The sequence below is a fragment of the Nonomuraea roseoviolacea subsp. carminata genome (assembly GCF_024172185.1).
Lineage (GTDB): Bacteria > Actinomycetota > Actinomycetes > Streptosporangiales > Streptosporangiaceae > Nonomuraea > Nonomuraea roseoviolacea.
The window spans coordinates 9,403,060-9,427,871 of sequence record NZ_JAMZEC010000001.1 but is presented as its reverse complement, the minus strand read 5'-3'; the positions used below and the strand labels follow the sequence as shown (position 1 = coordinate 9,427,871).

Here is a 24,812-nt window from a genome sequence, read left to right as displayed (position 1 = left end):
TCGACCGCGGCCTGAACGGGTCGGCCCCGGACAGCGCGGGCGGCTCAGAGCCAGCCGGCCTCGGTGGCGATCCGGATGGCGTCCACCCGGTTGCGGGCGTTCAGCTTGGTGACGGCCGAGGCGAGGTAGTTGCGCACGGTCCCGTAGGACAGGCCGACCTGCGTGGCGATCTCGGCCGGTTCGGCGCCGGACGCGGTCAGCCGCAGCACCTCGGTCTCCCGGTCGGTCAGCGGGCTGCCCTGGACGTCCAGCGCGGCGAACGCGAGCTGCGGATCCACGACCCGTCCCCCGGCCGCGACGGTGCGGATCGCCCCGGCCAGCTCGGCGGGCCCGGTGTCCTTGACCATGAAGCCCGCGACGTGCGCCGACAGCGCCCGGCGCAGCGTGCCGGGCCGTCCGACGCCGGTGAGGACGAGCGTCCGGCATTCGGGCAGGCGCTCGTGCAGCAGGGCCGCGGCGGTCAGCCCGTCCATGCCGGGCAGCTCGATGTCGATCACCGCGACGTCCGGGCGGGTGGCGAGCGCCGCCGCGACGATCGTGTCCCCGGCCTCGACCTGGGCGACGACCTCGATGCCGTCCTCCAGGTCCAGCAGCCCGGCCAGCGCCTCCCGCAGGATGCGCATGTCCTCCGCCAACAGCACCCTGATCACAGGTAACCCCCGCCCCTCACGACCTCTCGCCCGGCAGCATAGAAGGTCGCGGCCGCGGGGCGCGGGTCAGGCGCCGGGGTCGCGTTCCAGGGACTCGAGCACGGCCTGCTGGCGGGCCGCCGTCTCCGGGGGCAGCGACTCCGCCGGCAGGTCCGCCACGTCGAACACCTGCCACAGCTCCAGCGCGACCCCGTCCGGGCAGCCGGGCGGGACGGGCACCCGCAGGGCCCACTCGACGGCCTCCTCGCGGGAGCGCACCTGGATGAGCCAGAATCCCGCGATGAGCTCCTTGGACTCGGTGAACGGGCCGTCGAGCACGGTCGGCCGGCCGCCGCGGTAGGCGATGCGTGCCCCCTTCGAGCTGGGGTGCAGCCCCTCGGCGGCGACCAGCACGCCGGCCTCGGCCAGCGACTCGTTGTACTCGACCATCGCCTCGACGTACGCGCGGTCGGGCAGGGCTCCCGCCTCGGTCTCGGCGTTCCCCTTGCCCACGATCATGAACTTCACGACACCGTCTCCTTCGCGCGGCGCTCGGCCGGGACCCGGCCGGGCCCCGCACCCATCCTCGCGTCGGACCGGCGGCCCCGTCTCAGCGGCTCAGCGGCCGGGCACGGCCCGCTCCAGCTCGATCAGCGCCAGCGGAGGGCCGTCGCCGAAGTCGTGGTCGTGGGTGCGGCCGGTCTCGGCGAAGCCGTTCTTGGCGTAGAAGCGGCGCGCCTGGGCGGAGTCCCGGAGCGTCCACAGATGCACGTCGTCGTACCCGGCGTCGCGCACGCGGTCCAGGACGGCCGCCAGCAGGACCATCGCGACGCCGCTGCCCCAGACGTCCGGATGGGCGAAGAAGGCGTGGATCTCCGCGGCGCCGGGGCGGGACGTGGAGGCCCCGAACCGGGCGAAGGCCCCCGGCCGCTCGTTCAGGCGCGCCATCAGGATCGTGTCCACGCCCTCGGCCAGAACGCCGTGCCACTTGGTACGCCGCTCCTCGATCCCGGCCGCGGCGACCCGCGGCGTGCAGAGCGGGCCGTGCGAGACGCCCCACGACAGGGCGTGGATCTCGCCAAGGACGTCCCCGTCGCCGGTTTGCGCGGGGTGGACGGTGATCACGTCAGGCATGGTGCCGACCCTACAAAACACGAGCGAGCGCGCGCCCGGGGGGATGGCGCGCGCTCGCTCGTGGGGAGAGGGAGGGGGGAGAAGGGGGGAGGGGGACCGGGGGAGGTCAGGCCTTGTAGTTGGGGTAGCCGTAGCCGACGACCTGGGAGGTCGGCCGGACCCGGGCCTCGACGCGGCCGTTGCCGGTGTTGCCCTCGATCGTGGAGATGGTGCCGTCGCCGTTGTCCTTGACGACGAAGCCGACGTGGTTGATGTCGTCGATGCTCTTGCTGCCGCTCCAGGAGAAGAAGACCACGGCGCCCGGCTTGGGCGTGCTGCCCCAGCGGTGGTTGGCGGCGAACCAGCGGGCGTGCTCCACGGTGTAGGCGTCCCAGCCGACCTGCGGGCGGGCGCCGGTCTGCTCGCCGACCCAGGAGACGAACATCGAGCACCAGGCGGCGTTGAGGTACTCGGTCGGCGCGCCGCCGTCACGCTTGACGGTCTCCATCGCGCGCTGCGAGGTGGCGTACCACTTCTGGAACTTGGTGCCGCCGCCGGCGGCGTTCTCGGACGTGCCGATCTGGGCGCGGGCCACGTTGAGGACCTGCTGCGCGGTCACGTTGACCCGCTGGTTGGCGGCGGCGTGCTGGGCCGTCTGGACGACGGAGGACTGGGAGGCGGGCCCGACCTGCTCGGGGGTGTCCGCATGGGCCGGCGCGACGGCGCCGAAGGCGGCCGAGGCGAGGACGGTCGCGCCGAGGGCGGCGCGGATCGTACCGGGCGTGAGGGCACGGATGAGACGGTGCTTGGCCATCGAGAAGGGATGCTCCTTGCTTCCATGCCGCTTACCGGGTTAGCTGACGGGTTCGGGCGTGGAAGCTGCCCTACGGCACGCGGACGTGCCGATTCACCCCAAGGGAAGTGGGTCCCCGGTTCCGCGCTCAGGCGGATTCAGCGGTCACAGGGGGGTCCTGTGAGTGATTTCAGAGGGGTCGGCAACGAACGGGCAAACCGGACGTAAGCCGACGAACAGGACTTAAGGTAATACATCCGGCAAGAGGATTACAAGTGGATAAATCCCCAGTCAGGAGAGCTGGGCCCGCGCGGCCTCCAGAAGGCCCATCATGGCGAGGCTTTCGTCCAGCGGCATGACATGGCTCTCAGTCCGTCCCTCCGCCAGCGCGTCCCGCACCTCGCGCAGCTCCCCGGCATAGCCGTTGTCGGCCGGGTCGAGCTCGTGGACCTCCGTCTCCATCGACGGTCCGCTCAGCACCAGGCGGCTCGGCGCCCAGAACGGCGCCTGGATGTCGGCCCGCATCCCCGTGCCCACCACGTACGCGCTGTTCGGGTACGGCGCGAGTAAAGACGTCTCCACGATCGCCCGCCGCCCGCCGGGGTAGACGAGCACGCCGCCCGCCTCCGCGTCCACGCCCGACGGCGCGAGGCTGCCCGTCATCCGCACCTCGGACGGCGCCCCCAGCAGCAACTGCGCCAGCCCGAACGGGTAGATCCCGAGGTCGAGCAGGGCCCCGCCGCCCAGCTCCGGCGCCCACAAGCGGTGTTCGGGGTCGAACGGCAAAGCGAAGCCAAAGCTGGCGTGAACCGAGCGGATCTCGCCGAAGCGCGGGTCGGCGGCCATGCGCCGGATGAGCGGGTTGAAGCGCATCCACATCGCTTCCATGAGGAACACCCCGGCCTCGCGGGCCAGGCGCACCATGCGCTCGGCGTCGGCGAGCGAGGCGGCCAGCGGCTTCTCGCACAGCACGGCCTTGCCCGCCGCGATGGCCGCCTCGGCCACCGCCAGGTGCTGGGCGTGGGGCGTGGCCACGTACACGGCGTCGACCGCCGGGTCGGCGCACAGCTCCGCGTAGGAGCCGTGAGCCGACTCGGCGCCGAGCTCCGCGGCCAGCGCGGCGGCGCGGCCGAGGTCACGCGACCCGACCGCGGCCACCCGCATGCCGGGCTCCGCCGCGATGACGGCGCCCACGGTCCGCGCGATGCCGCCTGTGGCCGCGATGCCCCATGCCAGATCCCTCATGGCGAGGGATCTTAGCTTTTTACCCGAATGTGGTGGGATCCGGGCCAAGCCGGCGGTCGGCGTTGAGCGCCCCGATGGCCGCCAGGTCCTCGTCGTCCAGGACGAACCCGAACACGTCGAAGTTCTCCCGGATACGGGCGGGCGTGACCGACTTGGGGATCACCACGTTGCCGAGCTGGAGGTGCCAGCGCAGCACGATCTGGGCGGGGGTGCGCCCGTGCTTGGCGGCCAGCGTCGCCAGCGCCGGCTCCTCCAGCAGGCCCTTGCCCTGGCCGAGCGGGCTCCACGCCTCCGTGAGGATGCCGTTGGCCTCGTGGAAGGCCCGCAGCTCGTGCTGCTGGAGCCACGGGTGCAGCTCGATCTGGTTGATCGACGGCGTGACCCCGGTCTCGTCCATCAGCCGGGTGAGCGCCTCGACGGTGAAGTTCGACACACCGATGGCCCGGACGCGGCCGTCGCGGTGCGCCTTCTCCATCGCCCGCCAGGCGCCGACGTAAGCGTCCTGCTTCGGCGCCGGCCAGTGGATGAGGTAGAGGTCGACGTGGTCGAGGCCGAGCCGCGCCAGGCTCTCGTCGAGGGCCTGCCCGGCGCGCCGGTGGTCGTCGTTCCACAGCTTCGTGGTGACGAACACCTCCTCGCGCGGCAGCCCGGACGCGCGGACCGCCCGGCCCACCCCCTCCTCGTTGTCGTAGATCTTCGCGGTGTCGACATGCCGGTAACCGGCCTCGAAGGCCGTCGTGACGGCCCGCTCGGCCTCGTCGGCGGGAACCTGCCAGACGCCGTAACCCAGCTGGGGGATCGTGACGCCGTCAGTGGTGAGATTGAGCGAGTTCATGGCCTCCATTGTTCACGTCGCGTTCTTCGCGCCGTCAGGCGCCCGGACTACCGTGACCCCGTCGTTCGATGTCAGAGCACCGAACAGCGACGCCGGTGTGAGCCCGGAGTGGGGAGAGCAGGGGTGGCGGAACGGGCGTCGGCCTGGGTGGAATCTCCCCTCCAGATGCTCTGCGCCGTGGAGGCGCACCACGCCGGGCTGCTCGGCCCCGCCACCGTCGTCGTGCCCCGCGCCGGTCAGCGCGCCCTCAAGGCGACCCGCCGCGAGCTGCGCCGCCTGGCGCTGCCCGACGGGCTGGAGCTGGCCCAGCCGTCCGAGGACCTGCCGCGCCGCGTGAACGCCGCCGGCGACGCCTTCTCCGGCAAGGTGCAGATGCGCTGGCTCACCTCCCTGCCCGGCCGGCTCGTCGTCGTGGACGACGGCCTGGCCACGCTGCGGCTGCTGGAGCTGCTGGCGGCGGGGCCGTTCCGGCCGCTGCTGCGGGCCCGCGCCCATCCGGGACGGCTGCGCGCCGCGCTCGGGCTGGCCGCCGCGATCCGGCTGCGGGCCGGGCGCGTGACCGTCTTCACCGCCCTGCCGGTGCCCGGCGACCTCGACCGGGCCGTCCGCGCCGCCGGGTTCGGCCTCGTCCGCCATGACTTCGCCTGGCTGCGCTCCCAGCCGCCGACCGAGCCCGGCCCGGCCGAGCGGACCGTCGTGCTCGGCACGTCCCTGGTCCGCAACGGGCTCGTCCACCGCGACCGCTACCTGCGCTGGCTGACCGACCTGGCCGGCGAGGAGCCGCTCGCCTACTACCCGCACCGGCGCGAGGACCCCGTGGACGTCGCCCTCATCCGCGAACGGCCCGGCATCACCGTGCACGACGGCGGAGCGCCGGCCGAGCTGACCCTGCGCGGCCTTGCCGCCGGGCAGCGCGTGCTCAGCCTGCCCTCCACCGCCATCGCCTCGCTGCGGGTGCTGCTCGGCCCGCGCGGCGTCGCGGTGGAGCCGGTGGCCGTACCGGACGACTGGTGGACCAGCGGGGCCGCCCCCGCGCTGCGATCGCATCTGACGGGAGTGACCGGGTGAGAGTGCTGGCGGTCGCCGACTCCGACTCGTACCTGAAATGGGCGGCCTGCCTGCTCGGCGACCTGCCGGCCGGCTGCGAGACGGACCTCGTGGTGGTGCGCACGCCCATCGCGCCCTCGCCGCAGCAGATCGCCGCGGCCGTGGGCGGGCGTCCCGCGCCGCCCGTGCTGTCGGCCCGCGCGCTGCGGCGCGAGGCCGAGCGGAGCCGGCCGGACGTGATCCTCGTCGCCTGCACCGGCCCGGTCGTGGACGTGCTGGTCGCCGAGGTGCTGGACGGGCTGCGGCCCCGGCCGGTGTTCGCGACCGGCCTGCCCGGCATCTCGGTGCCCGCCACCGAGAAGGCGTGGCTGTTCCGCAGCGGCTGCGACCTGTTCGTGCTGCACAGCCGCCGTGAGGTGGCCGAGTTCGGGGAGATCGCCGCCCGGCTCGGCGGGGGAGGGGCGATCGGGCTGGCCCGGCTGCCGTTCCTGCGCCCCGGCCGGGCCGCGGCCGGCGGCAACCGGGTGGTGTTCGCCACCCAGGCCAAGGTGCCGGTGGAGCGGGAGGAGCGCGAGCGGGTGCTGCTCGCGCTCGGGCGGCTCGCCGAACTGCGGCCGGACCTCGACGTCGTGGTCAAGCTGCGCGCCTTCGAGGGCGAACGGCAGACCCACCGCGAGCGCCACCCCTACCAGCGGCTCTGGCGCGAGCTGGGCGAACCCGGTCGGCTGAGCTTCGCGGCCGGGCCCATGGACGAGCACCTGGAGCGGGCCGCCGGCTTCGTGACGGTCAGCTCCACCGCCGCGCTGGAGGCCATCGCCCAGGGCGTGCCGTCGCTGGTGCTCGCCGACTTCGGGGTCAGCGCCGAGATGATCAACGTGGTGTTCGAGGGCAGCGGGCTGCTCGGGACCCTCGACCGGCTCGCCGAGGGCGACTTCCGCACCGCCGACCCGGGGTGGTGCGCGGCCAACTACTTCCACCCGGCGGAGCTCGACGACTGGACGGGCCTGCTGGCGGGGCTGGCCGCCGGGCGCAGGACACCGGCCCGGTCGCTGCTGGACGGCGCCGAGCACGCCGCCGCCCGCCGGCGGGCCCGGCTGCGGCTGGAGGTGCCGCCGACCATGCTGCGTTACGGCTACCGCGCCAAGCGCCGCGTCCGCCGCTACCTGCGCGCCATCACCTGACCTGCCGCGTCCGCCCCGGTCCTGAGCGCTCCCTTCTCACGCGCCGCCTCTTCTCCGTGCCGCGCCTGCCCGCCGAGCCGCCCGGCTAGCTCGGCCGTTGCGCCAGGGTGCAGGACCAGCGGCCGTCGTGCCAGCCGCAGGTCTGCTCGTATCCGGATCGGAACGACCCGAGCCAGGGGATGTCGTCCTCGTAGCGCGTGGGCGGCGGTGCCGGGGCGAAGTTCGCCGCGTCGTCGGTGCTGCCGCTCCCGTCGTAGCGGGCGACGGTCGGATAGGGGTAGACCGGCCGGGTCCGTACGACGGTGTCGTCCTGGCGCTTGGTGGCGACGAGCCGGTCGGGTGCGACGCCGTTCTCGACCCAGGCGACGGTGGGGGTCAGCGCGTCGATCGCGTCCGGCCCCTGACCGTCACCGCAGTGGGCGACGCCCGGCAGCATGAACAGGCGGGCGAACCGCAGCGTGGCGTCCGTCCCGCCCATGCGCTCGGTGAGGGCGTGGTAGTAGGCGATCGTCCCGTACGGCGAGATCGCCTGGTCCGCCCAGCCGTGCCAGAGGAGGAGCTTCCCGCCCGCGGCGCGGAAGGCCGTCAGGTCCGGGTCGCTCGCGTCGTAGATGCCGGCCTGCCGGTGGATCTCGCGGAACGTCGCCGAGTCGTAGCGCAGGTCGCGCAGGGTCGCCGACGGCCGGACGGACGGGTGGACGAGGTACTTCAGCGCGTTCGTCGCGTTGCCCTCGGCCACGGCCGGCGCGCCGGCGGCGGTCGGGGTGACATAGCGGGCCCAGTTGGCCTCCGAGCCCACGGGCTCGCCCCCCGGGTACATCCGCCGGCCCCGCTCGTCGCGCGGCCCGTCGTACAGCTTGCGCACGGCATCGACCTGCGCGTCGGTGAGGCAGTCCGCGCCGTCGGTCCCCGTCGCGCAGCGCAGGGTCCGCGGATCGAACGTGCAGGCACGCGGGTCGTCGATCTGGCCGTCGGCCAGGCCGTCCCGCGCGTCGCACTCGCGCATGACGGCGGCGTGCAGCGCGGGGAGCTTGGCGGCGGTCATGACGGGCCGGCCCCGCGCGTCGGTGTTGGCCGTGGCGTGCCAGCCCGTGGACCACAGGATGAGCGACGTCAGCAACGACGCCGGGGCGCCGGCGATGACGCCGTCGAAGTCGCGCGGGTAGCGTTGCGCCTCGGTCATCCCCTCGTGGCCGCCCTGCGAGCAGCCGTCGAAGTAGGAGTAGCGCGGGCCCTGCCCGTAGTAGAGCGCGATGAGCCGCTTGGCGACGAGCGCGACGACGTGGTCGGACCGGTAGCCGAAGTCGACCCGGAGCTGCGGATCGGCGCCGAACGTGCCGTCGAAGCCGGAGACGCCGACGTGCCCGCCGTTGCCGGTGGCCACGGCGAAGTCGCCGCGGGTCAGCGGCACGCACCCGTCCGTCGCGTCGGCGAAGATGTCGACGCTCCCGCAGAACGCCCCGCACCCGGTCTGCAGATACCGCTGCCGCCACGTCTCGGTGGGGAGGAGCACGTCGAACTGGATCTGCGGCGCCGCGGTCCCCTTGACCTCGCAGGCCGCCCAGCCGTCCGGCGAGGTCGTCGCGGTCGCGGACCCGATGACCGCCGGAGCGTCGGGCGTCCCCGACAGGTCCTGCCCGGCGAGGGCCGCGCAGTCGATCCTCGGCAGCACCACGGGCGGGCCGGAGGACGGACCGCGCGCCTCGGCGGGCACCCCGGCCCCGGCCGTGCGGGCCGCGGCCTGGCCGCCGCCGGCCGTCACGAGGACGGCGAGGACGGCGAGCACCACCGGTAGCGCCCGGACTCCGGCGGTGCGGCGCGGCATCCGCCCCCGTACACAAGCGAGCAGTTCTCGTGTCATCGCCATACCTGATCATGACCGAAGGCGGGGATCGGCGGAAGGCTTCGATGCTCCGGGGAGCCGACCCGGCGAGCGCCGCACGAAGCCCGCTTCACCGACCGCGCCTCACCTCACGTGCCTCGTACGCCCGGTCCTCCCGGGAGGGGGCGTCCTGGAGGGCGCCGAGCGGGGGAGAGGCGGGTGAGGGGGTGGGGCCGGGCGGGGGTCAGCGGGTGGCGCCGAGTTTGCGGCGCAGCCGGGCCAGGGCCGTCGGCCGCCCGGCCAGCCCCAGCGTCTCCAGCCGCTTGCGCTTGAAGTAGCGCGGGTCGAACGTCATCGCCGACGGCCGCAGTTCCGGGTACGCCTCGGCCTGCATGCAGTAGCCCACCGCCCGCACCAGCGCTGGCAGGTCCACGGCCGGGGGCGCCGTCGCCGAGCCGTCGTCCGACAGCCGGGGCAGCAGCGCGTCCACGAGCGTGACCGGCACGCGGTTGCTGTTCTCGTACGGGGCCAGCCGGTCAAGCACCAGGCCCGTGCCGTACGAGGCGACCGGCAGGCTGAAGTACCGCTGCGCCGTGACCAGCCCGGTCGAGAAGCAGCCGGCGACCAGCTCCGGCCGCAGCGCCGCGAAGAACGCCTCGGCCGGGGTGCTCTCGTCGGCCACCACCAGCCGCACCCCGAGCCGCTCGGCCGCCGGGCGCAGCAGCCGGGCGTGGGCCCGGCCCGCCGACGGGTGCGGCTTGAACACCACGGTCTCGTGGCCCCGGGCGGCCAGCGCGCGCAGCATCGCCTCGTGCAGCGCCGCCTCCTCCTCGGGCGTGACGATGTCGAGCGCCGACAGGTACTGCCCGAGGATCATCGCCCGGGCGTCCATCATGTCGGGCGCGGTGGCCGTCACCTCCCGCACCACCGACAGGAACGCCGCGTCCGGCAGCACCTCGGCGGGCACCCCGTACTCGCTCAGCAGCAGCGGCTCCAGCCCCGGCACCAGGTCCAGGTGGAGCAGGCGGGTGATCCGGCGGAAGATGTCGGCCGGCAGCGGGTCGCGGGTCGGGCCGTAGCTCATCAGCCCGTCGGAGTAGACGGTGATCGGGCAGTCGCGCACCAGCCCGGCGATCGTCCGGGCCGGCGCCACCGCGATCGACTCCAGCACCAGCTCGTCCACCTCGCCGAGCCCCAGATGGGCGCGGATCAGCCGCTCCATCATCGGCACCTCGATCACCCGGGCCTTCCAGTCCGACGGGTGCAGCGGCGCGATGAGGTCGTTCCAGGAGTGGATCTCGTCGAAGCGGGAGCGCAGCGCGGCGAAGCCGGGCGCCCGGTCCAGCGGCACGGCGATCTCCGGGATCGCCGCGTTCGTCGACACGATGAGCACCCGGCGGCCGTCGCCGGAGCCGCCGCCTCCGATGTGGCCGGCGTCGATGGCGGCCGCCAGCGACATGGCCCCGAACAGCGTCGAGGCGTAGCAGACCGTCGTCATGAATCCTCCCGATCCCGGCGTGGCCGGACGAGGGGGCTGGGGGGCAGGTCCGGCAGCAGCGCCCGCAGCGCCGTCTCCCGCTGGAGCGACATCCGCGAGACCGCGTCCACGACCAGGCCGGCGGGCAGCGCCCGCACCGCCTGCGCGCCGCGCTCCTCGAAGCGGGCCCGCAGCCGCGGCGTGAACCGGCCGGCCAGCTCCAGGTGGTGGGCGAGCAGCGCGCAGAAGTTGCGCACCGCCTTGGGCAGGAACTCCTCCTCCAGGTCCTTGAAGACCAGCTCGAAGGCGTCGAAGAAGTGCAGTTGCCGCTCGTCGCCGACCTGCGTCAGCGACCCCGTCACCTGCCGCCGGTAGAAGACGCCCGCGATCGACACCACGGCGAACGTGGCCGCCTCGCGGTGCAGCCGCCAGATCCACGGCCGGTCCTCGGCGGTGTGCAGCGACCCGGGGAAGTGCAGCAGGTCCCGCAGCGAGCGGCGGTAGACCCCGGCCCACGCGTACGGGTAGTCGACCATGGTGCGCACGTTCGCGGGCAGGATCGCGCTCCTGGGATCGAGCACCACGCCCCGCCGCGCCAGCGGAGCGCGGTGCACGACCCGTTTGCGGCCCTCGGCCTGGACGTGGTCGGCCCGCACGAAGTCGCAGCCGAGCCCGTCGATCGCCGCGACGAGCTGGTCCAGGTAGCCAGGGGCGAGCCAGTCGTCGCCGTCCATGAACGTGACGTAGCGGCCCGACGCGGCCGACAGCCCGGCGTTGCGCGCGTCCGCGAGCCCCAGCGGCACGGGGTTGCGGATCACGGACAGGCCGGGCAGGTCGCCGCGGAAGTCCTCGACGACGTCGGCGGTGGCGTCCACCGACCCGTCGTCCACCACGATGAACTCGAAGTCGCGCCGGGCGTTGCGGCGCAGGGAGGCGAGCGCGTCGGCGATGAAGCGCTCGCCGTCCCGCACCGGCACGACGACCGAGAGAGTGATCAAGTCTTTCCTTGCGGGGAACGAGGGGGGACGGGTCAGGCGGTGACGCGGCGCAGGCGGGCCTTCGGGGCCTCCTCGCCGGGGAAGACCCGCTTGACGCCGTCGCCCATGGCCTGCTCGATGATCCGGATGTCGCGCACCAGGTGCTCCAGCCCGGCCGGCTCCAGCGAGGCGGCGTGGTCGGAGCCCCACATGGTGCGGTCGAGCGTGATGTGCCGCTCCACGCACACCGCGCCGAGCGTGACGGCGGCCAGCGAGATCTGCAGCCCGCGCTCGTGACCGGAGTAGCCGACCGGCACGCCGTAGCGGTCCTTGAGCGTGGTGATCGTGCGCAGGTTCGCCTCCTCCGGCGGCAGCGGGTACGTGGAGGTGGCGTGCATCATGATCAGCTTGCTGGTGCCGAGGATCTCGACGGCCTTGTCGATCTCGGTCAGCGTCGACATGCCCGTGGACAGGATGACCGGTTTGCCGGTGGCGGCCAGGGCGCGCAGCAGCTCGTGGTCGGCGACGCCGGCCGAGGCCACCTTGTGCACCAGGACGTCCATCTCCTCCAGGAACTCCACGGAGGGCACGTCCCACGGCGAGGCGAACCAGTGCAGGCCGCGCTCGTCGCAGTACTTGGCGATCTGCCGGTACTCGTCGAGGCCGAACTCGGTGCGCTCCTTGTACTCCAGGTACGTCATCTCGCCCCACGGCGTCTGCCGGATCTGGCCCCTCTGCTCCTCGGGCACGCAGATCGCGGGGGTGCGCTTCTGGAACTTGACGGCCTGGCACCCCGCGTCGGCCGCGACGTCGATGAGGCGGCGGGCGATGTCGAGGTCGCCGTTGTGGTTGATGCCGATCTCGCCGATCACGTACACCGGCATGCCGTCGCCGACGAGCACGTCACCGATGGCGACCGGCGCCGGGGCGGTCCTGGGCCGCGCCTGGACGGGCCCGCCGGGGGCCGCGGAGGACAGGGTGGGCGCGGCGGAGGGGGCGGGCGTGCCCGGCACCAGCGGGGCCACGGGCGCGGCCGGCGCCGGGGCGGGGCGGGCGGCCAGCACCCGGTCGCACAGCTCGCGCACCGCGCCGGCCCCGCCGACGCGGGTCAGCACGACGCGGGCGGCGGCCCGCACCTTCGGGTTGGCGTCCGGCACCGCCACGGGCCAGCCCACCTCGCCCATCGGGCCGAGGTCGTTGACGTCGTTGCCGACGTAGGCGACGCGGGCCGGGTCGAGGCCCTCGATGGCCAGCCAGTCGCGCAGCACGGTCCGCTTGTCGGCGAGCCCCTGCAGGACGGGCACGCCGAGCTTGCGCGCCCGCGCGGCGACGACCGGGTTGTGCTCGGTGGACATGACGAGCACCTTCACCCCGGCCCTGCGCAGCAGCGAGACGCCCATGCCGTCGGAGCGGCTGACGAGGACCATCTCGCGGCCCTCGGAGTCGACGTAGGCCCGGTCGTCGGTGTGGACGCCGTCGAAGTCGGTGATGACGGCGTCGACGTCGATCGGCTCCGGCTGGTCCACGAACGGGGCGAGCGCCCGGACCAGCTCCAGGTCCTCGGGGTCGTCGATCTCGATGCCGTGCCGGGCCGGGACGGGCTGGACGCCGACGGTGCCGAAGAAGCGGTGGCCGTGCTCGCGCAGACCGGCGGTGCGCATGGCGTAGAAGGCGCCGTTCTCGCGGAACTGCGGCTCGCGGTCCTGCCGGCGCGGACGTACCGCCGGGTCGTGGTTGACGCCGGCGCCGGCGGCCGTCCACAGGAACTCGTGCGTCGGCAGCCCCGACACGACCGAGTCGGCCTCGCCGTCGAGGACCCGCCGCACGGCGGCGGACAGGTCGGCCGGGTCGATGAAGGCGCTGGTGCACTGCACGAGCACGACCACCTCGGGGTCCTCGCCGAGCGCGTCCAGCGCGTGCAGCACCGCCGACTCGCTGGAGGCGGTGGCGCCGCTCAGCTCCTCCGGGCGGTCCACCACGAGCGCCCCCGCCTGCCTGGCGGTCTCCGCGATGCCGGCGTGGTCGGTGCTGACCACGACCTGGTCGATCAGGTCGGCGCGCAGGCAGGCGCGCACCGCGCGGGCCACCAGCGGCACCCCGCCGACCGTGGCGAGGTTCTTCAGGGGGACGCCCGCCGAACCTCCGCGGGCGGGAACTACGGCCAGGACTCGCAAGGTGTCTCCTCAGTGCTGTGGGATGCACCCAGAAGCTAGAGGCCCGGATTGAACGACCAGCGTCAGCGCCATTAACGTTCCGTGGGTATCCGGTAGAGCAACTCTGGACGGCCGACGCCGCCGTACTGGGGGAAGCGCACCGCGACGCCCCGCTCCACCAGGTACTCCAGGTAGCGGCGGGCCGTCACCCGCGACACCCCGGCCGCCGCCCCCACGGCCTGCGCCGACACGCCCTCGGGCCGGCTGCGCAGCTCGGCCGCGACCGTGTCGAGGGTGTCCTGCGTCATGCCCTTGGGCAGCTCGCCGCCGGTGCCGCGCAGCGTGCCCAGCACCCGGTCCACGTCGCCCTGGCCGACGATCTCGCCGGCCTCCCCGCGGAAGGCGGCGTAGCGGGTCAGCTTGTCGCGCAGGGCCGCGAACGCGAACGGCTTGAGCAGGTACTGCGAGACGCCCAGCGACACCGCCGAGCGCACCATCGCCAGGTCGCGCGCCGAGGTGATCGCGATGACGTCGCACAGCAGCCCGCCGGCCCGCGCGGCCCGGCACACCTCCAGCCCGTGCATGTCCGGCAGGTACAGGTCGAGCAGGATGAGGTCCACGGGCGTGTGCCGCAGGAAGCGCAGCGCGTCGCCGCCCGAGCGGGCCACCCCGGCCACCCGGAAGCCGGGCACCCGCTCCACGTAGATGCGGTTGGCCTCGGCCGTGATCTCCTCGTCCTCGACGACCAGCACGGTGATCATCGGACCCGCTCCGGCACCGGGAGCCGCACGGTGAACACCGAGCCTTCCACGTCGATCGCGCCGCCCAGCCGCCGCACCGCCTGGCCCACCAGCGCCAGGCCCAGCCCGTGGCCGTCGCCCTTGGTCGTCCAGCCGCGCCGGAACGCCTCGGCGGAGGTGAGCCCCGGCCCGTCGTCGGCCACCCGGATCAGCAGCTCGCCCTCGTCGGCGCGCAGGCACACCTCCACCCGCGAGGCCGCGTCGACGGCGTTGTCGATGAGGTTGCCGAGGATGGTGACCAGCTCCCGCGGGTCGACGCCGAGGTCGTCGAGGTCGCTGTCCGGGCTGATGACCAGCTCGACGCCGCGCTCGGCCGCCTCCGCGCTCTTGCCGAGCAGCAGCGCCGCCAGCACCGGCTCGCGCACCGCGGCCATCACCTGGTCGGTCAGCTCCTGCGCGGCCCGCAGCTCGGCCGTGCCGAACGCCACCGCCTGCTCCGTGCGGCCCAGCTCGACCAGCGTGATGACGGTGTGCAGCCGGTTGGCCGCCTCGTGCGCCGCCGAGCGCAGCGCCTCGGCGAAGCCGCGTTCGGCGTCGAGCTGCCCGGCCAGCGCCTGCAGCTCCGTGTGGTCGCGCACGGTGACGACCGTGCCGAGGCGGCTGGCCGCGCTGTTGACCGCGAGCACGCGCTCGCCGACCAGGTGGACGCGCTCCTCCCGGGTGGTCAGCACATCTGCCAGGCCGAGGTCGGCCACGTGCCGCCCCTCGGCGTCCTCCGGCAGGTCCAGGAGCTGGCGGGCCGCGTCGTTGCACAGCGTCAGCGTGCCGTCCCGGCCGACGAGCAGCAGTCCCTCCCGTACGGCGTGCAGGACGGCGTCGTGGTGCTCGTGGATGCGGCTCAGCTCCAGCGGCCCCAGCCCGTGGGTCTGGCGGCGCAGCCGCGAGGTCACCAGCCACGTGCCGCCGGCGCCCAGCCCGAGGGCGAGCGCCGTGATGAGGCCCGTCCACACCAGGATCACGAACAGCTTGGCGCTGACCTTCTCCACCTTGATGCCCACGCTGACCAGCGCCGTGACGGAGCCGCCGGCGCGGACCGGCACGACGGCGCGCACCGACGGGCCGAGCGTGCCGGTGTAGGTCTCGGTGAACGCGTGGCCCCGCAGCGCCTGCTCGGTGTGGCCGAGGAAGCGCCGCCCGATCTCGGCGGGGTTGGGGTGGGTGTAGCGGGTGCCGTCCGGCTTCATGATGGTGACGAAGTCGACGCCGGTGTCCAGGCGCACCCGCTCGGCGTACGGCTGGAGCCTGGCCGTCGGCGACGGACCGGCCAGGGCCGCCCGCACGTCGGGGGAGGCGGCGACGCTGAGCGCCACGGCCTGGGAGGTGGCGGCGGCCTGCCCGCCGACCACCTCGCGCGCCAGCACCGACTCCAGCACGGCGCCGCCCGCCACGGCCACGGCGACCACGACCAGTTGCAGGAGCAGCATCTGCCCCGCCAGGCTCCACCGTCGCATCCGGACCTCTCTGACCTCTCCGTCGCTCACCACCTCGTCCGTCGCGGATCCGGTGAACGAAACTTACGCAATGGTGACGTGCGTCACCACCGGCCGCATAGTCACGCAGTGAGAACAGTCGCCCACACCCTTGGAGAGCACCCCCATGCGTGACCGCACCCGTTACCTCTACCTGGCCGTCATCGTGGCCGTGCTGGCCGGAATCGTGGTCGGATTCGTCTGGCCGGACGTGGGGCAGGCGCTCAAGCCGCTCGGCACGGGATTCGTGGCGCTGATCAAGATGATGATCAGCCCGATCATCTTCTGCACGATCGTGCTCGGCGTCGGCTCCGTCACCAAGGCCGCCAGCGTGGGCAAGGTCGGCGGGCTCGCACTCGGTTACTTCCTCGTCATGTCGACTGTAGCCCTGGTCATCGGCCTGGTCGTCGGCAACCTCATCGACCCGGGCAGCGGCCTGCACCTGACCGCGGCGGCCAAGGAGGCGGCGGCGGCCGAGGCGGCGAAGGGTGAGGCGACGAACACCGTCGACTTCCTGCTCGGCATCATCCCGACCACGCTCGTGTCGGCGTTCACCGAGGGCCAGGTGCTCCAGACGCTGCTGGTGGCGCTGCTCACCGGCTTCGCCCTCCAGGCGATGGGGCCCAAGGGCGCGCCCGTCCTCACCGCCATCGGCCACATCCAGCGGCTGGTGTTCCGCATCCTCGCCATGATCATGTGGGCGGCGCCGGTCGGCGCGTTCGGCGCGATCGCGGCCGTCGTCGGCGCCACCGGCGTCGACGCGCTCAAGAGCCTGGCCGTCATCATGGCCGCCTTCTACCTCACCTGCGCCCTGTTCGTCGGCGTCGTGCTCGGCGCGCTGCTGTGGCTGGTCGCCCGGATCAACCTGTGGTCGCTGCTGCGCTACCTGGGCCGGGAGTTCCTGCTCATCCTGTCCACCTCGTCGTCGGAGTCGGCGCTGCCGCGGCTCATCGCCAAGATGGAGCACATGGGCGTCAGCCGTACCGTGGCCGGCATCACCGTGCCGACCGGCTACTCCTTCAACCTCGACGGCACCGCCATCTACCTGACCATGGCCACGCTGTTCATCGCCTCGGCGACGGGCGACCCGCTGCGGTTCGGCGAGCAGCTCGGGCTGCTGCTGTTCATGATGATCGCCTCCAAGGGCGCGGCCGGCGTGACCGGGGCCGGGCTCGCCACGCTGGCGGGCGGGCTCCAGTCGCACCGCCCCGAGCTGGTGGACGGCGTGGGCCTCATCGTCGGCATCGACCGGTTCATGTCCGAGGCGCGGGCGCTGACCAACTTCGCCGGCAACGCCGTGGCGACCGTGCTGGTCGGCACGTGGACGGGCGGGTTCGACCGGGAGCGGGCCCTTCAGGTGCTGGCCGGGCAGGACCCGTTCGACGAGGCCACGCTGCTGGACGAGGACGAGCGGGAGCCGGAGCCGCCGACGGCCCCGGCCGACCGCGAGATGTCGCCGGTCTGAGCCGCGGCGGCGGGACGAGGCCGGGCGCCCGCGGCGGGCGCCCGGCCCGTGCACGTCGGGACGGCTCGCGGCCGATGCCGGCGTGCCCCTGGCGGATCAGGACGGCTCGCGCCCGATGCCGGCGTGCCCCTGGCGCGTCAGGACGGCTCGCGGCCGATGGCGGCGTGCCCCGTGCGGGTCAGGACGGCTTGCGGCCGATGCCCGCGTATCCCATGCGGGCGATCTCCTCGTCGATCACCGGCGGGTGGGCCGGGTCGATGAACGGCCAGCCGGTCTCCTCGCCCAGCCCGGTCGCCAGGCCGGGCGGGATGAGCGCGAAGTCGCCGAAGAACGCGGCGATCTCGGCCCCGGGACGCGGGCAGAACGGCGCGTTGGCCTGCTTGTAGAAGTCGCTGACCCGGCGCACCTGCTCCGGCGCGCTGTCGCTGCCCACGTGCGAGATCGCGAGGTAGCTGCCCGGCGCCAGCGCGTCGCGGTAGCGGGCCACGAACCCCTGAGGGTCGTCCTCGTCCGGCACCAGGTGCAGGAAGAACATCATGAGCAGCGCCACGGGCCGCTCGAAGTCGATCAGGGCGCGCACCGAGGGGTGGTTCAGAACCTCCTCGGGCCGCCGCGCGTCGGCCTGCACCATCGCCACCCGGTCGGGGGCGGCCAGCAGCGCGCGACCGTGGGTGGCGACCACCGGGTCGTTGTCCACGTACACCACCCGGGCGTCCGGGACGTGCCGCAGGGCGGCCTCGTGGACGTTCTCCCGCGCGGGCAGCCCCGACCCCAGGTCGAGGAACTGGGTGATCCCCTGGTCGCACAGGTATTTCACCACCCGGCCGATCAGGGCGCGGTTCTCCTGGGTGCCGACGCGGATGTCGGGCATCACCTTGAGCACCAGCTCCGCCAGGTCCCTGTCGGCCTGGAAGTTGTCCTTGCCGCCGAGGAAGTAGTCGTACATCCGCGCCGCGTTGGGAACGTGCGGATCGATGCCCACCGGCGCCTGCTCCATCATGGCGCCCATGATTGCGGATATGACGGACTTGTAGCCACTGAATCCGCTGATGTCAGGGGCTTTTCGGCAAGGCCGCCGACGGCAGGCGCAGCACGAAGCGGGCGCCGCCCTGGCAGTCCTCGACGGTCAGCTCGCCGCCGTGGGCCACCGCCACGTCCCGCGCGATCGCGAGGCCCAGCCCGGTGCCGCCCGCGTCGCGGCTGCGCGCCGCGTCCAGGCGGGTGAACCGCTCGAAGATCCGCTCCCGGTCCTCCTCGGCGATCTCCGCGCCGTCGTTCTCCACGGCCAGCACGGCCGTGCCGTCCTCCGACCCCACCGAGACCCTGACGTACCGGTCGGCGTGCCGCTCGGCGTTGTCGAGCAGGTTCGTCAGCAGCCGGGCGAGCTGCAGCCGTACGCCCAGGACGACCACGCCGTCCTCGACCGCCAGCCGGATCGGGACCCGGTCCTTGCGGACGGTCAGCTCCTCGCGGACCAGCGCGCCGAGGTCCACCCACTCCTTCGCCGCGTCGTCCACGCGCGAGCCGATCCGGGCCAGCAGGAGGAGGTCGGTGATGATCGCCTCCAGCCGGTCGGTGTCGCGCAGCGCGCCGGTCACGAGCGCGTCAAGGTCGGTGTCGTCCGGGTAGAGCTGGGCGCTCTCCAACTGGGCGCGCAGCCCGGCGATGGGGGTGCGCAGCTCGTGGGAGGCGTCCGAGGCGAACTGGCGCTGCTGGCGGGCCGAGCGCTCCAGGCGAGCGAGCGTCCCGTTGATGGAGGCGGCCAGCCCGGACAGCTCGTCGTCCCCGCCCGGCTGCATCACCCGGCGGCTCAGGTCGCTGGCGTTGATCTCGTCGAGCTGGGCGCGCATGGCCGCCACCGGACGCAGCGCCCGTCCCATGATCATCCAGGTGGCCCAGCCGGTGATGCCGATGAGGATCGCGATCTCGATCGCGGCCACGGTCTCCAGCGTGTGGTCGGCCAGCACGGCGGGGGTCCGGCGCCCGGCGTACACGACGCTGGAGTCCGGTTCGAGGGACACGCGGACGGCGGTCATGAACAGGCACATCCCCGGCACGCAGGGCCGTGAGGTGACGACGCGGTCGTCGGGGGTCGGCCACACGTCGCTCAGGCGGGGCATGGAGGCGGCCCCGTCACTGGCCGCGCTGATCGTGCCCTGCGGGTTGACGACCTGGATGAGCGGCACGGTGGGGTCGAGCACCGGGATCCGGCCGCCCCGCCACAACGCTCCGGTACGGGTCTCGGCGGCGATCCGCTCGGCGGTGTTCCGCGTGTCACGCGACACGCTGGCCGCGACCCAGGCGCGCGTCACGGTGACCGCCCCGACCCCGAACGGGATCAGCAGCACCGCCGCGACGAGCGTCGTGACGAGCGTGACACGCCCGCGCAGGGAGCGTGCCCAATTGCGGGACACGACCCGAGGTTACTAACCGTGACATTCGCCGTTAGTCGCGTGCAGGGAAAGATTCGCCCAACGCCCGCTACCCACCCATCCCGGCCCGCGCCGAGCGCTCGCACTCCTCGCCGCGCCACCCACCCACCCCGGCCCGCGCCGAGCGCTCGCACTCCTCGCCCGCGCCGGCCGCCCGCACCGCTCGCTCCCCACTCCCCGCTGCAACGTCCGCCCGGGCCGAGCGCCGCCCGTGGTGCGGCGGGTGCTCGTCCCGGGCGCGGGCAGGGAAGGGCCGCACGTGGGCCGTCCTCTGACGTGACGCGCCGGCGGGTGGCGGGGCGTCCTGGCGCGCCCTGCGACTGGGCGCCCTGCCCACCGGTCCGAACGCCCGCCCTACCGAACGCCCGCCCTACCGAACGCCCGCCCTACCGAACGCCTGCCCGCCCGACCGCGCGGGCGCCCGCCCGAGTGCCGGCCCGACCGAGCGCGCGCCCGGACTGAGCCCGGACTGAGCCTGGACTGAGCGCGCGCCCGGACTGAGCGCGCCCGGACTGAGCGTCCGCGCGCGGCGTGGCGGGTGCCGGCGTCGGGCGGGGCCGGGCAGTGCGGGTGCCGGCGTCGGGCGGGGCCGGGCAGTAACGAGGGACGACCGGCGAACCGGGACGGCCGGGTCAGGAGGTCGCGGAGCCGAGCTGGAGCCAGATCGTGGTGTCGGGGGCCACCGCGCCGGGGTCGGGCTGCGGGCCGCTCGACAGCAGGACCTCGCCGGACAGCCCCAGCCCGGCCAGGGATACCGGCTCGTCGCCCGTGTTGAGCACGACGGCCAGCCCGGGGGAGCGTTCCAGCGCCAGCACGTCCTCGCGCAGCTCCGGAGCGGGGACCTCCAGCCAGCGCAGGGTGCCGCCGCCCAGCGCCGGGTGCTCCTTGCGCAGCCGCAGCGCCGCCCGGTAGAGGTTCAGCGTCGAGCCGGGGTCGTCCTGCTGCGCCTCGGCCGACAGCTCCCGCCATTCCTCGGGGATCGGCAGCCAGGGCTCGCGCCAGCCGCAGCCGGGCTCGGTGGTCCACGGCAGGGGCACGCGGCAGCCGTCGCGGCTCTCGCCGCTGCGCTTGAACGCCGGGTCCTGGCGCAGCTCGTCGGGCAGGTCGAGGACCTCGGGCAGGCCCAGCTCCTCGCCGTTGTAGAGGTAGGCGGAGCCGGGCAGCGCCAGCATGAGCAGCGTGGCGGCGCGGGCGCGGGCCAGGCCGCCGTGGCGGGTGACGTGGCGCGGCTTGTCGTGGTTGGACAGCACCCACGTGGTGGGCGCGCCGACCAGCTCGGCCTCGGCCAGCGACTTCTCGATGACCGTGCGGAACGACTTGGCGTGGTAGTCGGCCATCATGAAGTCGAACGAGAACGCCTGGTGCAGCTCGTCGGGCTGCACGTAGCGGGCGAGCCGCTCGGGCGAGGCCACCCACGCCTCGGCCACGGCCATCCGGCCGCCGGGGTAGGAGTCGAGGATCGGCCGCCACTCGCGGTAGATGTCGTGCACGCCGTCCTGGTCGAAGTACGGCACCCGCTCGTCGCCGAGCAGCTCGACCTGGCGGCCCTCCTTCGGCCCGACGTCCGGCAGCCCGGCGTCCTTGATCATGCCGTGGGCCACGTCGACGCGGAAGCCGTCGACGCCCCGGTCGAGCCAGAAGCGCAGGATGTCGCGGAACTCGGCGCGCACCTCGGGGTTCTCCCAGTTGAGGTCCGGCTGCTCGGGCGCGAACAGGTGGAGGTACCACTGCCCGTCCGGCGTCTGCGTCCAGGCCGGGCCGCCGAAGACGGACTCCCAGTCGTTGGGGGCGTCGCGGAAGATGTAGCGGTCGCGGCGCTCGCCGCGCAGCGCCTCCTGGAACCAGGGGTGCCGGTCGGAGGAGTGGTTGGGCACCAGGTCGACGATGACCCGGATGCCGAGCGCGTGCGCGTCGGCGACCAGCGCGTCGAAGTCGGCCAGCGTGCCGAACATGGGGTCGACGTCGCGGTAGTCGGCCACGTCGTAGCCGGCGTCGGCCTGCGGCGAGGTGTAGAAGGGGCTGAGCCAGAGGGCGTCGACCCCGAGCTCGGCGAGGTAGCCGAGCCGGGCGCGCACGCCGGGCAGGTCGCCCATGCCGTCGCCGTCGGTGTCGGCGAAGCTGCGCGGATACACCTGGTACACGACGGCGTCGCGCCACCAGTCGTCGTCGGTCGCGAAGCTGGCCATGTCGTCCTTCTTCCCCCGGGGGTGGTTCACGTTCCGATGCAGGATGACCCGTGCGCTCGCCGGAGGTCAAGCGCAAGTTGCGGAAACTTGCATGGACGTCCCTCGGGCCGGTCAGAGCCCAGGTCCGCGGGTCAACCAGGGGTCATGCCGGGTCTGAATCAGGTAACGCTTTCTGCAAGTTCTTCCAATTCTTGCAAAGTCTCGCTAACGTCGCGGAAACACAAGCCGCCTGCCCAGGCGGCCATATGGATCTTCCAGCGGCGGCGCCTCTCCCGCGTCGCCGCTCCCTCCGTGACCTCAGGAGGTCCGATGCGCAAGCGAGCCATGGGTACGGCGGCACACCTGGCGGCCCTTTCCGCACTGGCGGTCGCCGTGACGGCCTGCGGCGGCGGCGACAAGACCGCGCCCTCGGCGGCGCCCACCGGGTCGAGCAGCGCCACCGCGCCCGCCGCCCAGGGCGGCAAGCTCGTGATCTGGGCCGACCCCAACCGGGTCAAGGCCCTCAAGCCCTTCGCCGAGCAGTTCGGCACCGAGAACGGTGTGACCGTCGAGGTGAAGGAGATCAGCAAGGACAACCAGCAGGTCTTCCTGACCGCCTCGCAGCAGGGCAGCGGCCCCGACATCATGGTCGGCGCGCACGACTGGATCGGCAACCTCGTGCAGAACGGCGCCATCGACCCGGTCAACCTCACCGAGGAGCAGAAAGCCGCCTTCCCCGAGATCGCCATGAAGGCCGTCACCTTCAACGGCCAGGTCTACGCGGCGCCGTACGCGGTGGAGAACATCGCGCTGATCCGCAACACCGACCTCGCGCCCGACGCGCCCGCCACGATCGAGGACCTCGTCGCCAAGGGCAAGGCGCTCAAGGCGGCGGGCAAGGTCAAGGAGGTGCTCTGCCTGCCGGTCGCGCAGAAGGGCGACGCCTTCCACGTCTACCCGATCTTCGCCTCCGGCGGCGGCGCCCTGTTCGGCACCACGTCCACGGGCGACCCCGACCCCAAGAAGGTGCTGGTCGGCTCGGCCGACTCGGTCAAGGCGTTCGACCGGCTCAAGGAGCTCGGCGAGAAGGGTGACGGGGCGCTCAAGACCTCCATCACCAACGAGAACTACATCGCCACCTTCGCCGCGAAGAAGTGCGCCTTCCTCATCTCCGGCCCGTGGGCCATGGGCGATGTGAAGAAGGGCGGCTTCCCCTACGACATCACGGCCGTCCCGTCGTTCAAGGGCGGCAAGCCGGCCACCCCGTTCGTCGGCGTGCAGTCGTTCTTCGTCGCCGCCAAGGGCAAGAACAAGACGCTGGCGCAGGAGTTCGTCGCCAACTACGTCACCAACAAGGACGTCGCCAAGGCCCTGTACGAGGCCGACCCCCGCCCGCCGGCGCTGACCGCCGCGCTCCAGGAGGTCCAGGCGTCCGACGCCGACGCCGGCAAGTTCATGGAGGCCGGCAAGAGCGGCTTCCCCATGCCGGCCATCCCCGAGATGGCGGCCATCTGGGAGCCGTTCGGCATCGCCGAGGCCGCGGTCGTCAAGGGCGGCGACGCCGCCAAGTCCGCCGCGGCGGCGCAGAAGGCCATCGACTCCTCGCTCAAGAACTGACGCCATGGCGCACGACGCGCACGCGGCCGCGGACACCCGCAGGGGCCCGCGGCCGCGCCGGGAGGTCACCACGGCGTTCGTGGTGAGCAGGGTCGCGGTGCTGGCCGTGGCCGCCGCGCTCCTGCTCTACGCCGCCCCGCCGCTGGCCGCCGACGGGTCGTGGGTGTCGCTCACGCTGCTCTGCGCGGCGAGCGCGGGCATCGCCTACCTGTACCTGACCCGGCGCTTCGTCCCGGCGAAGTACCTCATCCCGGGCACCGTCTGCCTGCTCGCCTTCCAGGTGTTCCCCGTCCTGTACACGGTGAGCACCGCGTTCACCAACTTCGGCGACGGGCACCGCGGCGACAAGCCGGCGGCCGTCACCGCCATCGAGACCGGCTCCGTCCGGCAGGCCCCCGGCTCGCCCGAGTACGCGCTGACCGCGGCGGTGCGCGACGGCGAGCTGGTGTTCCTGCTCGTGGACCCGAAGACCAAGCAGGTGCAGGCCGGCTCCGGCCAGGGGCTTGCCCCGGTGAGCGGCGCCCAGGTCGGCGTCACCGGCAAGGTCCTGCGGGCCCCCGGCTTCACCGTGCTCAAGGCGCCCGAGGCCGCCGCCCGCGGGCAGGAGATCTCCAAGCTCGCCGTGCCCACCCGCGGCGGGGTGATCAAGGCCAACGGGCTGAGCCGCGCCGTCGAGGGCCGCGCCGCCCTCGTCTACGACTCCTCCTGTGACTGCGTCAACGGCGAGGGCGGTCCCTGGGCGGCCGACGAGACGCGCGGCTACTTCGTCAACGCCCGGGGCGACCACCTGGCGCAGGGCTGGCAGGTGAACGTCGGCTTCGGCAACTTCACCCGGGTCGTCACCGATCCGACGATCTCCGGGTACTTCCTCGGCGTCTTCGGCTGGAACCTGTTCTTCGCGCTGGCCTCGGCCGGCGGCACGTTCGTGCTCGGCATGGCCGTGGCCCTGGCCCTGCACCACCCCCGCATGCGCGGCACCAAGGTCTACCGGATCGCGCTGATCCTGCCGTACGCGATGCCGTCCTTCGCCATGCTGCTGGTGTGGCGCGACATGTTCAACCGCGACTTCGGCCTGATCAACCAGCTTTTCGGGACGAACGTCGACTGGCTCGGCCAGAGCGGCACGGCCCGCGCCGCGGTCATCCTGGTGAACCTCTGGCTCGGCTTCCCGTACATGTTCCTCGTGACGACCGGCGCGCTGCAGGCGATCCCGCGCGAGCTGACCGAGGCGGCCTCCATCGACGGGGCCTCGCCCTGGTACGGGTTCCGCAAGGTGACGCTGCCGCTGCTGCTGGTGGCGCTCACGCCGCTGCTGATCTCGTCGTTCGCGTTCAACTTCAACAACTTCAACGCCATCCAGCTCACCAGCGAGGGCGGCCCGTTCCCGGCCGAGAGCCCGCAGGTGGGCGCGACCGACCTGCTCATCACCTACACCTTCCGCCTGGCCTTCGGCGCGGGCGGCGCGCAGTTCGGCTTCGCGGCGGCGATCTCGGTGTTCATCTTCGCCCTCGTGGCCGTCATCTCGGCGGTGGCCTTCCGCCGCACCCGCAAGCAGGAGGAGGTCTACGCGTGAAGCTCGCGCTGCGGCACGG

General features: G+C 73.4%; 21 protein-coding genes and 1 riboswitch. Of the genes, 5 read left to right on the top strand and 16 right to left on the bottom strand.

The genetic code is table 11. The features are described from left to right. Positions 1-44 precede the first annotated feature (44 nt). The 6 genes from HD595_RS43955 to HD595_RS43930 all read right to left on the bottom strand — a co-directional run bounded on the left by HD595_RS43955 (position 45) and on the right by HD595_RS43930 (position 4,615). Positions 45-650, bottom strand: a complete 606-nt coding sequence (locus tag HD595_RS43955) for a response regulator transcription factor (RefSeq protein ID WP_253780355.1) — start codon at positions 648-650, stop codon at positions 45-47. Between the two features lie 66 nt (positions 651-716). Next, positions 717-1,148 (bottom strand): YciI family protein, encoded by a 432-nt coding sequence (locus HD595_RS43950; protein ID WP_253781466.1) that lies wholly within the window; start codon positions 1,146-1,148, stop codon positions 717-719. A gap of 99 nt (positions 1,149-1,247) precedes the next feature. Further along, positions 1,248-1,763, bottom strand: a complete 516-nt coding sequence (locus HD595_RS43945; protein WP_253780353.1) for a GNAT family N-acetyltransferase — start codon at positions 1,761-1,763, stop codon at positions 1,248-1,250. Positions 1,764-1,869: 106 nt separating this feature from the next. Further along, complete coding sequence (locus tag HD595_RS43940) at positions 1,870-2,556, bottom strand: CHAP domain-containing protein (protein ID WP_253780351.1); 687 nt, start codon at positions 2,554-2,556, stop codon at positions 1,870-1,872. A gap of 13 nt (positions 2,557-2,569) precedes the next feature. Continuing rightward, positions 2,570-2,709: riboswitch (cyclic di-AMP (ydaO/yuaA leader) on the bottom strand. A gap of 117 nt (positions 2,710-2,826) precedes the next feature. Next, on the bottom strand, positions 2,827-3,780 hold the full coding sequence (locus HD595_RS43935) for a Gfo/Idh/MocA family protein (RefSeq protein ID WP_253780349.1): 954 nt from the start codon (positions 3,778-3,780) through the stop codon (positions 2,827-2,829). Between the two features lie 19 nt (positions 3,781-3,799). Next, the gene (locus tag HD595_RS43930; protein WP_253780347.1) at positions 3,800-4,615 is read right to left on the bottom strand and encodes an aldo/keto reductase; all 816 of its coding nucleotides are present in this window, start codon (positions 4,613-4,615) and stop codon (positions 3,800-3,802) included. Between the two features lie 123 nt (positions 4,616-4,738). On the opposite strand from HD595_RS43930, the gene HD595_RS43925 reads away from it, so the two are divergent. Both HD595_RS43925 and HD595_RS43920 read left to right on the top strand, forming a co-directional pair. Then, entirely contained in the window at positions 4,739-5,683 is a 945-nt protein-coding gene (locus tag HD595_RS43925; protein ID WP_253780345.1) for a hypothetical protein, read from the top strand. After that, entirely contained in the window at positions 5,680-6,843 is a 1,164-nt protein-coding gene (locus HD595_RS43920) for a DUF6716 putative glycosyltransferase (RefSeq protein ID WP_253780343.1), read from the top strand. The genes HD595_RS43925 and HD595_RS43920 overlap by 4 nt, the downstream gene beginning before the upstream one ends. A gap of 85 nt (positions 6,844-6,928) precedes the next feature. Here HD595_RS43920 and HD595_RS43915 read toward each other — a convergent pair whose 3' ends face one another. The 6 genes from HD595_RS43915 to HD595_RS43890 form a co-directional block, all read right to left on the bottom strand. Continuing rightward, positions 6,929-8,704 (bottom strand): tannase/feruloyl esterase family alpha/beta hydrolase, encoded by a 1,776-nt coding sequence (locus tag HD595_RS43915; protein ID WP_253780341.1) that lies wholly within the window; start codon positions 8,702-8,704, stop codon positions 6,929-6,931. A 205-nt stretch (positions 8,705-8,909) separates the two neighbouring features. Beyond that, positions 8,910-10,163, bottom strand: a complete 1,254-nt coding sequence (locus tag HD595_RS43910) for a polysialyltransferase family glycosyltransferase (RefSeq protein WP_253780339.1) — start codon at positions 10,161-10,163, stop codon at positions 8,910-8,912. Continuing rightward, a complete protein-coding gene (locus HD595_RS43905) occupies positions 10,160-11,140 on the bottom strand; it encodes a glycosyltransferase family 2 protein (RefSeq protein WP_253780337.1) in 981 nt (326 codons plus the stop codon). Before HD595_RS43905 ends, HD595_RS43910 begins: the two co-directional genes overlap by 4 nt. A gap of 32 nt (positions 11,141-11,172) precedes the next feature. Then, positions 11,173-13,293, bottom strand: coding sequence for an N-acetylneuraminate synthase family protein (locus HD595_RS43900; protein WP_253780335.1), 2,121 nt, complete (start codon positions 13,291-13,293; stop codon positions 11,173-11,175). Positions 13,294-13,364: 71 nt separating this feature from the next. Further along, complete coding sequence (locus HD595_RS43895) at positions 13,365-14,033, bottom strand: response regulator (RefSeq protein WP_253780332.1); 669 nt, start codon at positions 14,031-14,033, stop codon at positions 13,365-13,367. After that, the gene (locus HD595_RS43890; RefSeq protein ID WP_253780330.1) at positions 14,030-15,523 is read right to left on the bottom strand and encodes an ATP-binding protein; all 1,494 of its coding nucleotides are present in this window, start codon (positions 15,521-15,523) and stop codon (positions 14,030-14,032) included. Before HD595_RS43890 ends, HD595_RS43895 begins: the two co-directional genes overlap by 4 nt. A 145-nt stretch (positions 15,524-15,668) precedes the next feature. On the opposite strand from HD595_RS43890, the gene HD595_RS43885 reads away from it, so the two are divergent. Then, positions 15,669-17,006, top strand: coding sequence for a cation:dicarboxylate symporter family transporter (locus HD595_RS43885; RefSeq protein WP_253780329.1), 1,338 nt, complete (start codon positions 15,669-15,671; stop codon positions 17,004-17,006). Positions 17,007-17,184: 178 nt separating this feature from the next. Here the strand turns inward: HD595_RS43885 and HD595_RS43880 are convergent, their stop codons facing one another. The 4 genes from HD595_RS43880 to HD595_RS43865 all read right to left on the bottom strand — a co-directional run bounded on the left by HD595_RS43880 (position 17,185) and on the right by HD595_RS43865 (position 21,624). Next, a complete protein-coding gene (locus HD595_RS43880; protein ID WP_253780326.1) occupies positions 17,185-18,006 on the bottom strand; it encodes an SAM-dependent methyltransferase in 822 nt (273 codons plus the stop codon). Between the two features lie 52 nt (positions 18,007-18,058). After that, positions 18,059-19,420 carry a sensor histidine kinase gene (locus HD595_RS43875; RefSeq protein WP_253780324.1) on the bottom strand — a complete coding sequence of 454 codons (1,362 nt, stop codon included), beginning with the start codon at positions 19,418-19,420 and terminating at the stop codon, positions 18,059-18,061. A gap of 67 nt (positions 19,421-19,487) precedes the next feature. Continuing rightward, positions 19,488-19,697, bottom strand: coding sequence for a hypothetical protein (locus HD595_RS43870; RefSeq protein WP_253780322.1), 210 nt, complete (start codon positions 19,695-19,697; stop codon positions 19,488-19,490). A 373-nt stretch (positions 19,698-20,070) separates the two neighbouring features. Further along, complete coding sequence (locus HD595_RS43865; protein ID WP_253780320.1) at positions 20,071-21,624, bottom strand: glycoside hydrolase family 13 protein; 1,554 nt, start codon at positions 21,622-21,624, stop codon at positions 20,071-20,073. A gap of 309 nt (positions 21,625-21,933) precedes the next feature. Between HD595_RS43865 and HD595_RS43860 the strand changes: the two genes are divergently transcribed. Both HD595_RS43860 and HD595_RS43855 read left to right on the top strand, forming a co-directional pair. After that, the gene (locus tag HD595_RS43860; protein WP_253780318.1) at positions 21,934-23,220 is read left to right on the top strand and encodes a sugar ABC transporter substrate-binding protein; all 1,287 of its coding nucleotides are present in this window, start codon (positions 21,934-21,936) and stop codon (positions 23,218-23,220) included. Between the two features lie 4 nt (positions 23,221-23,224). Next, positions 23,225-24,793 (top strand): ABC transporter permease subunit, encoded by a 1,569-nt coding sequence (locus HD595_RS43855; protein WP_253780315.1) that lies wholly within the window; start codon positions 23,225-23,227, stop codon positions 24,791-24,793. Positions 24,794-24,812: the final 19 nt, after the last annotated feature.

Coding starts and splice junctions, on each gene's coding strand:
- HD595_RS43855 (WP_253780315.1), top strand. CDS start 23,225: ATGGCGCACGACGCGCACGCGGCCGCGGACACCCGCAGGGGCCCGCGG.
- HD595_RS43935 (WP_253780349.1), bottom strand. CDS start 3,780: ATGAGGGATCTGGCATGGGGCATCGCGGCCACAGGCGGCATCGCGCGG.
- HD595_RS43880 (WP_253780326.1), bottom strand. CDS start 18,006: ATGATGGAGCAGGCGCCGGTGGGCATCGATCCGCACGTTCCCAACGCG.
- HD595_RS43940 (WP_253780351.1), bottom strand. CDS start 2,556: ATGGCCAAGCACCGTCTCATCCGTGCCCTCACGCCCGGTACGATCCGC.
- HD595_RS43945 (WP_253780353.1), bottom strand. CDS start 1,763: ATGCCTGACGTGATCACCGTCCACCCCGCGCAAACCGGCGACGGGGAC.
- HD595_RS43930 (WP_253780347.1), bottom strand. CDS start 4,615: ATGAACTCGCTCAATCTCACCACTGACGGCGTCACGATCCCCCAGCTG.
- HD595_RS43890 (WP_253780330.1), bottom strand. CDS start 15,523: ATGCGACGGTGGAGCCTGGCGGGGCAGATGCTGCTCCTGCAACTGGTC.
- HD595_RS43895 (WP_253780332.1), bottom strand. CDS start 14,033: ATGATCACCGTGCTGGTCGTCGAGGACGAGGAGATCACGGCCGAGGCC.
- HD595_RS43885 (WP_253780329.1), top strand. CDS start 15,669: ATGCGTGACCGCACCCGTTACCTCTACCTGGCCGTCATCGTGGCCGTG.
- HD595_RS43860 (WP_253780318.1), top strand. CDS start 21,934: ATGCGCAAGCGAGCCATGGGTACGGCGGCACACCTGGCGGCCCTTTCC.
- HD595_RS43915 (WP_253780341.1), bottom strand. CDS start 8,704: ATGACACGAGAACTGCTCGCTTGTGTACGGGGGCGGATGCCGCGCCGC.
- HD595_RS43865 (WP_253780320.1), bottom strand. CDS start 21,624: ATGGCCAGCTTCGCGACCGACGACGACTGGTGGCGCGACGCCGTCGTG.
- HD595_RS43910 (WP_253780339.1), bottom strand. CDS start 10,163: ATGACGACGGTCTGCTACGCCTCGACGCTGTTCGGGGCCATGTCGCTG.
- HD595_RS43950 (WP_253781466.1), bottom strand. CDS start 1,148: ATGATCGTGGGCAAGGGGAACGCCGAGACCGAGGCGGGAGCCCTGCCC.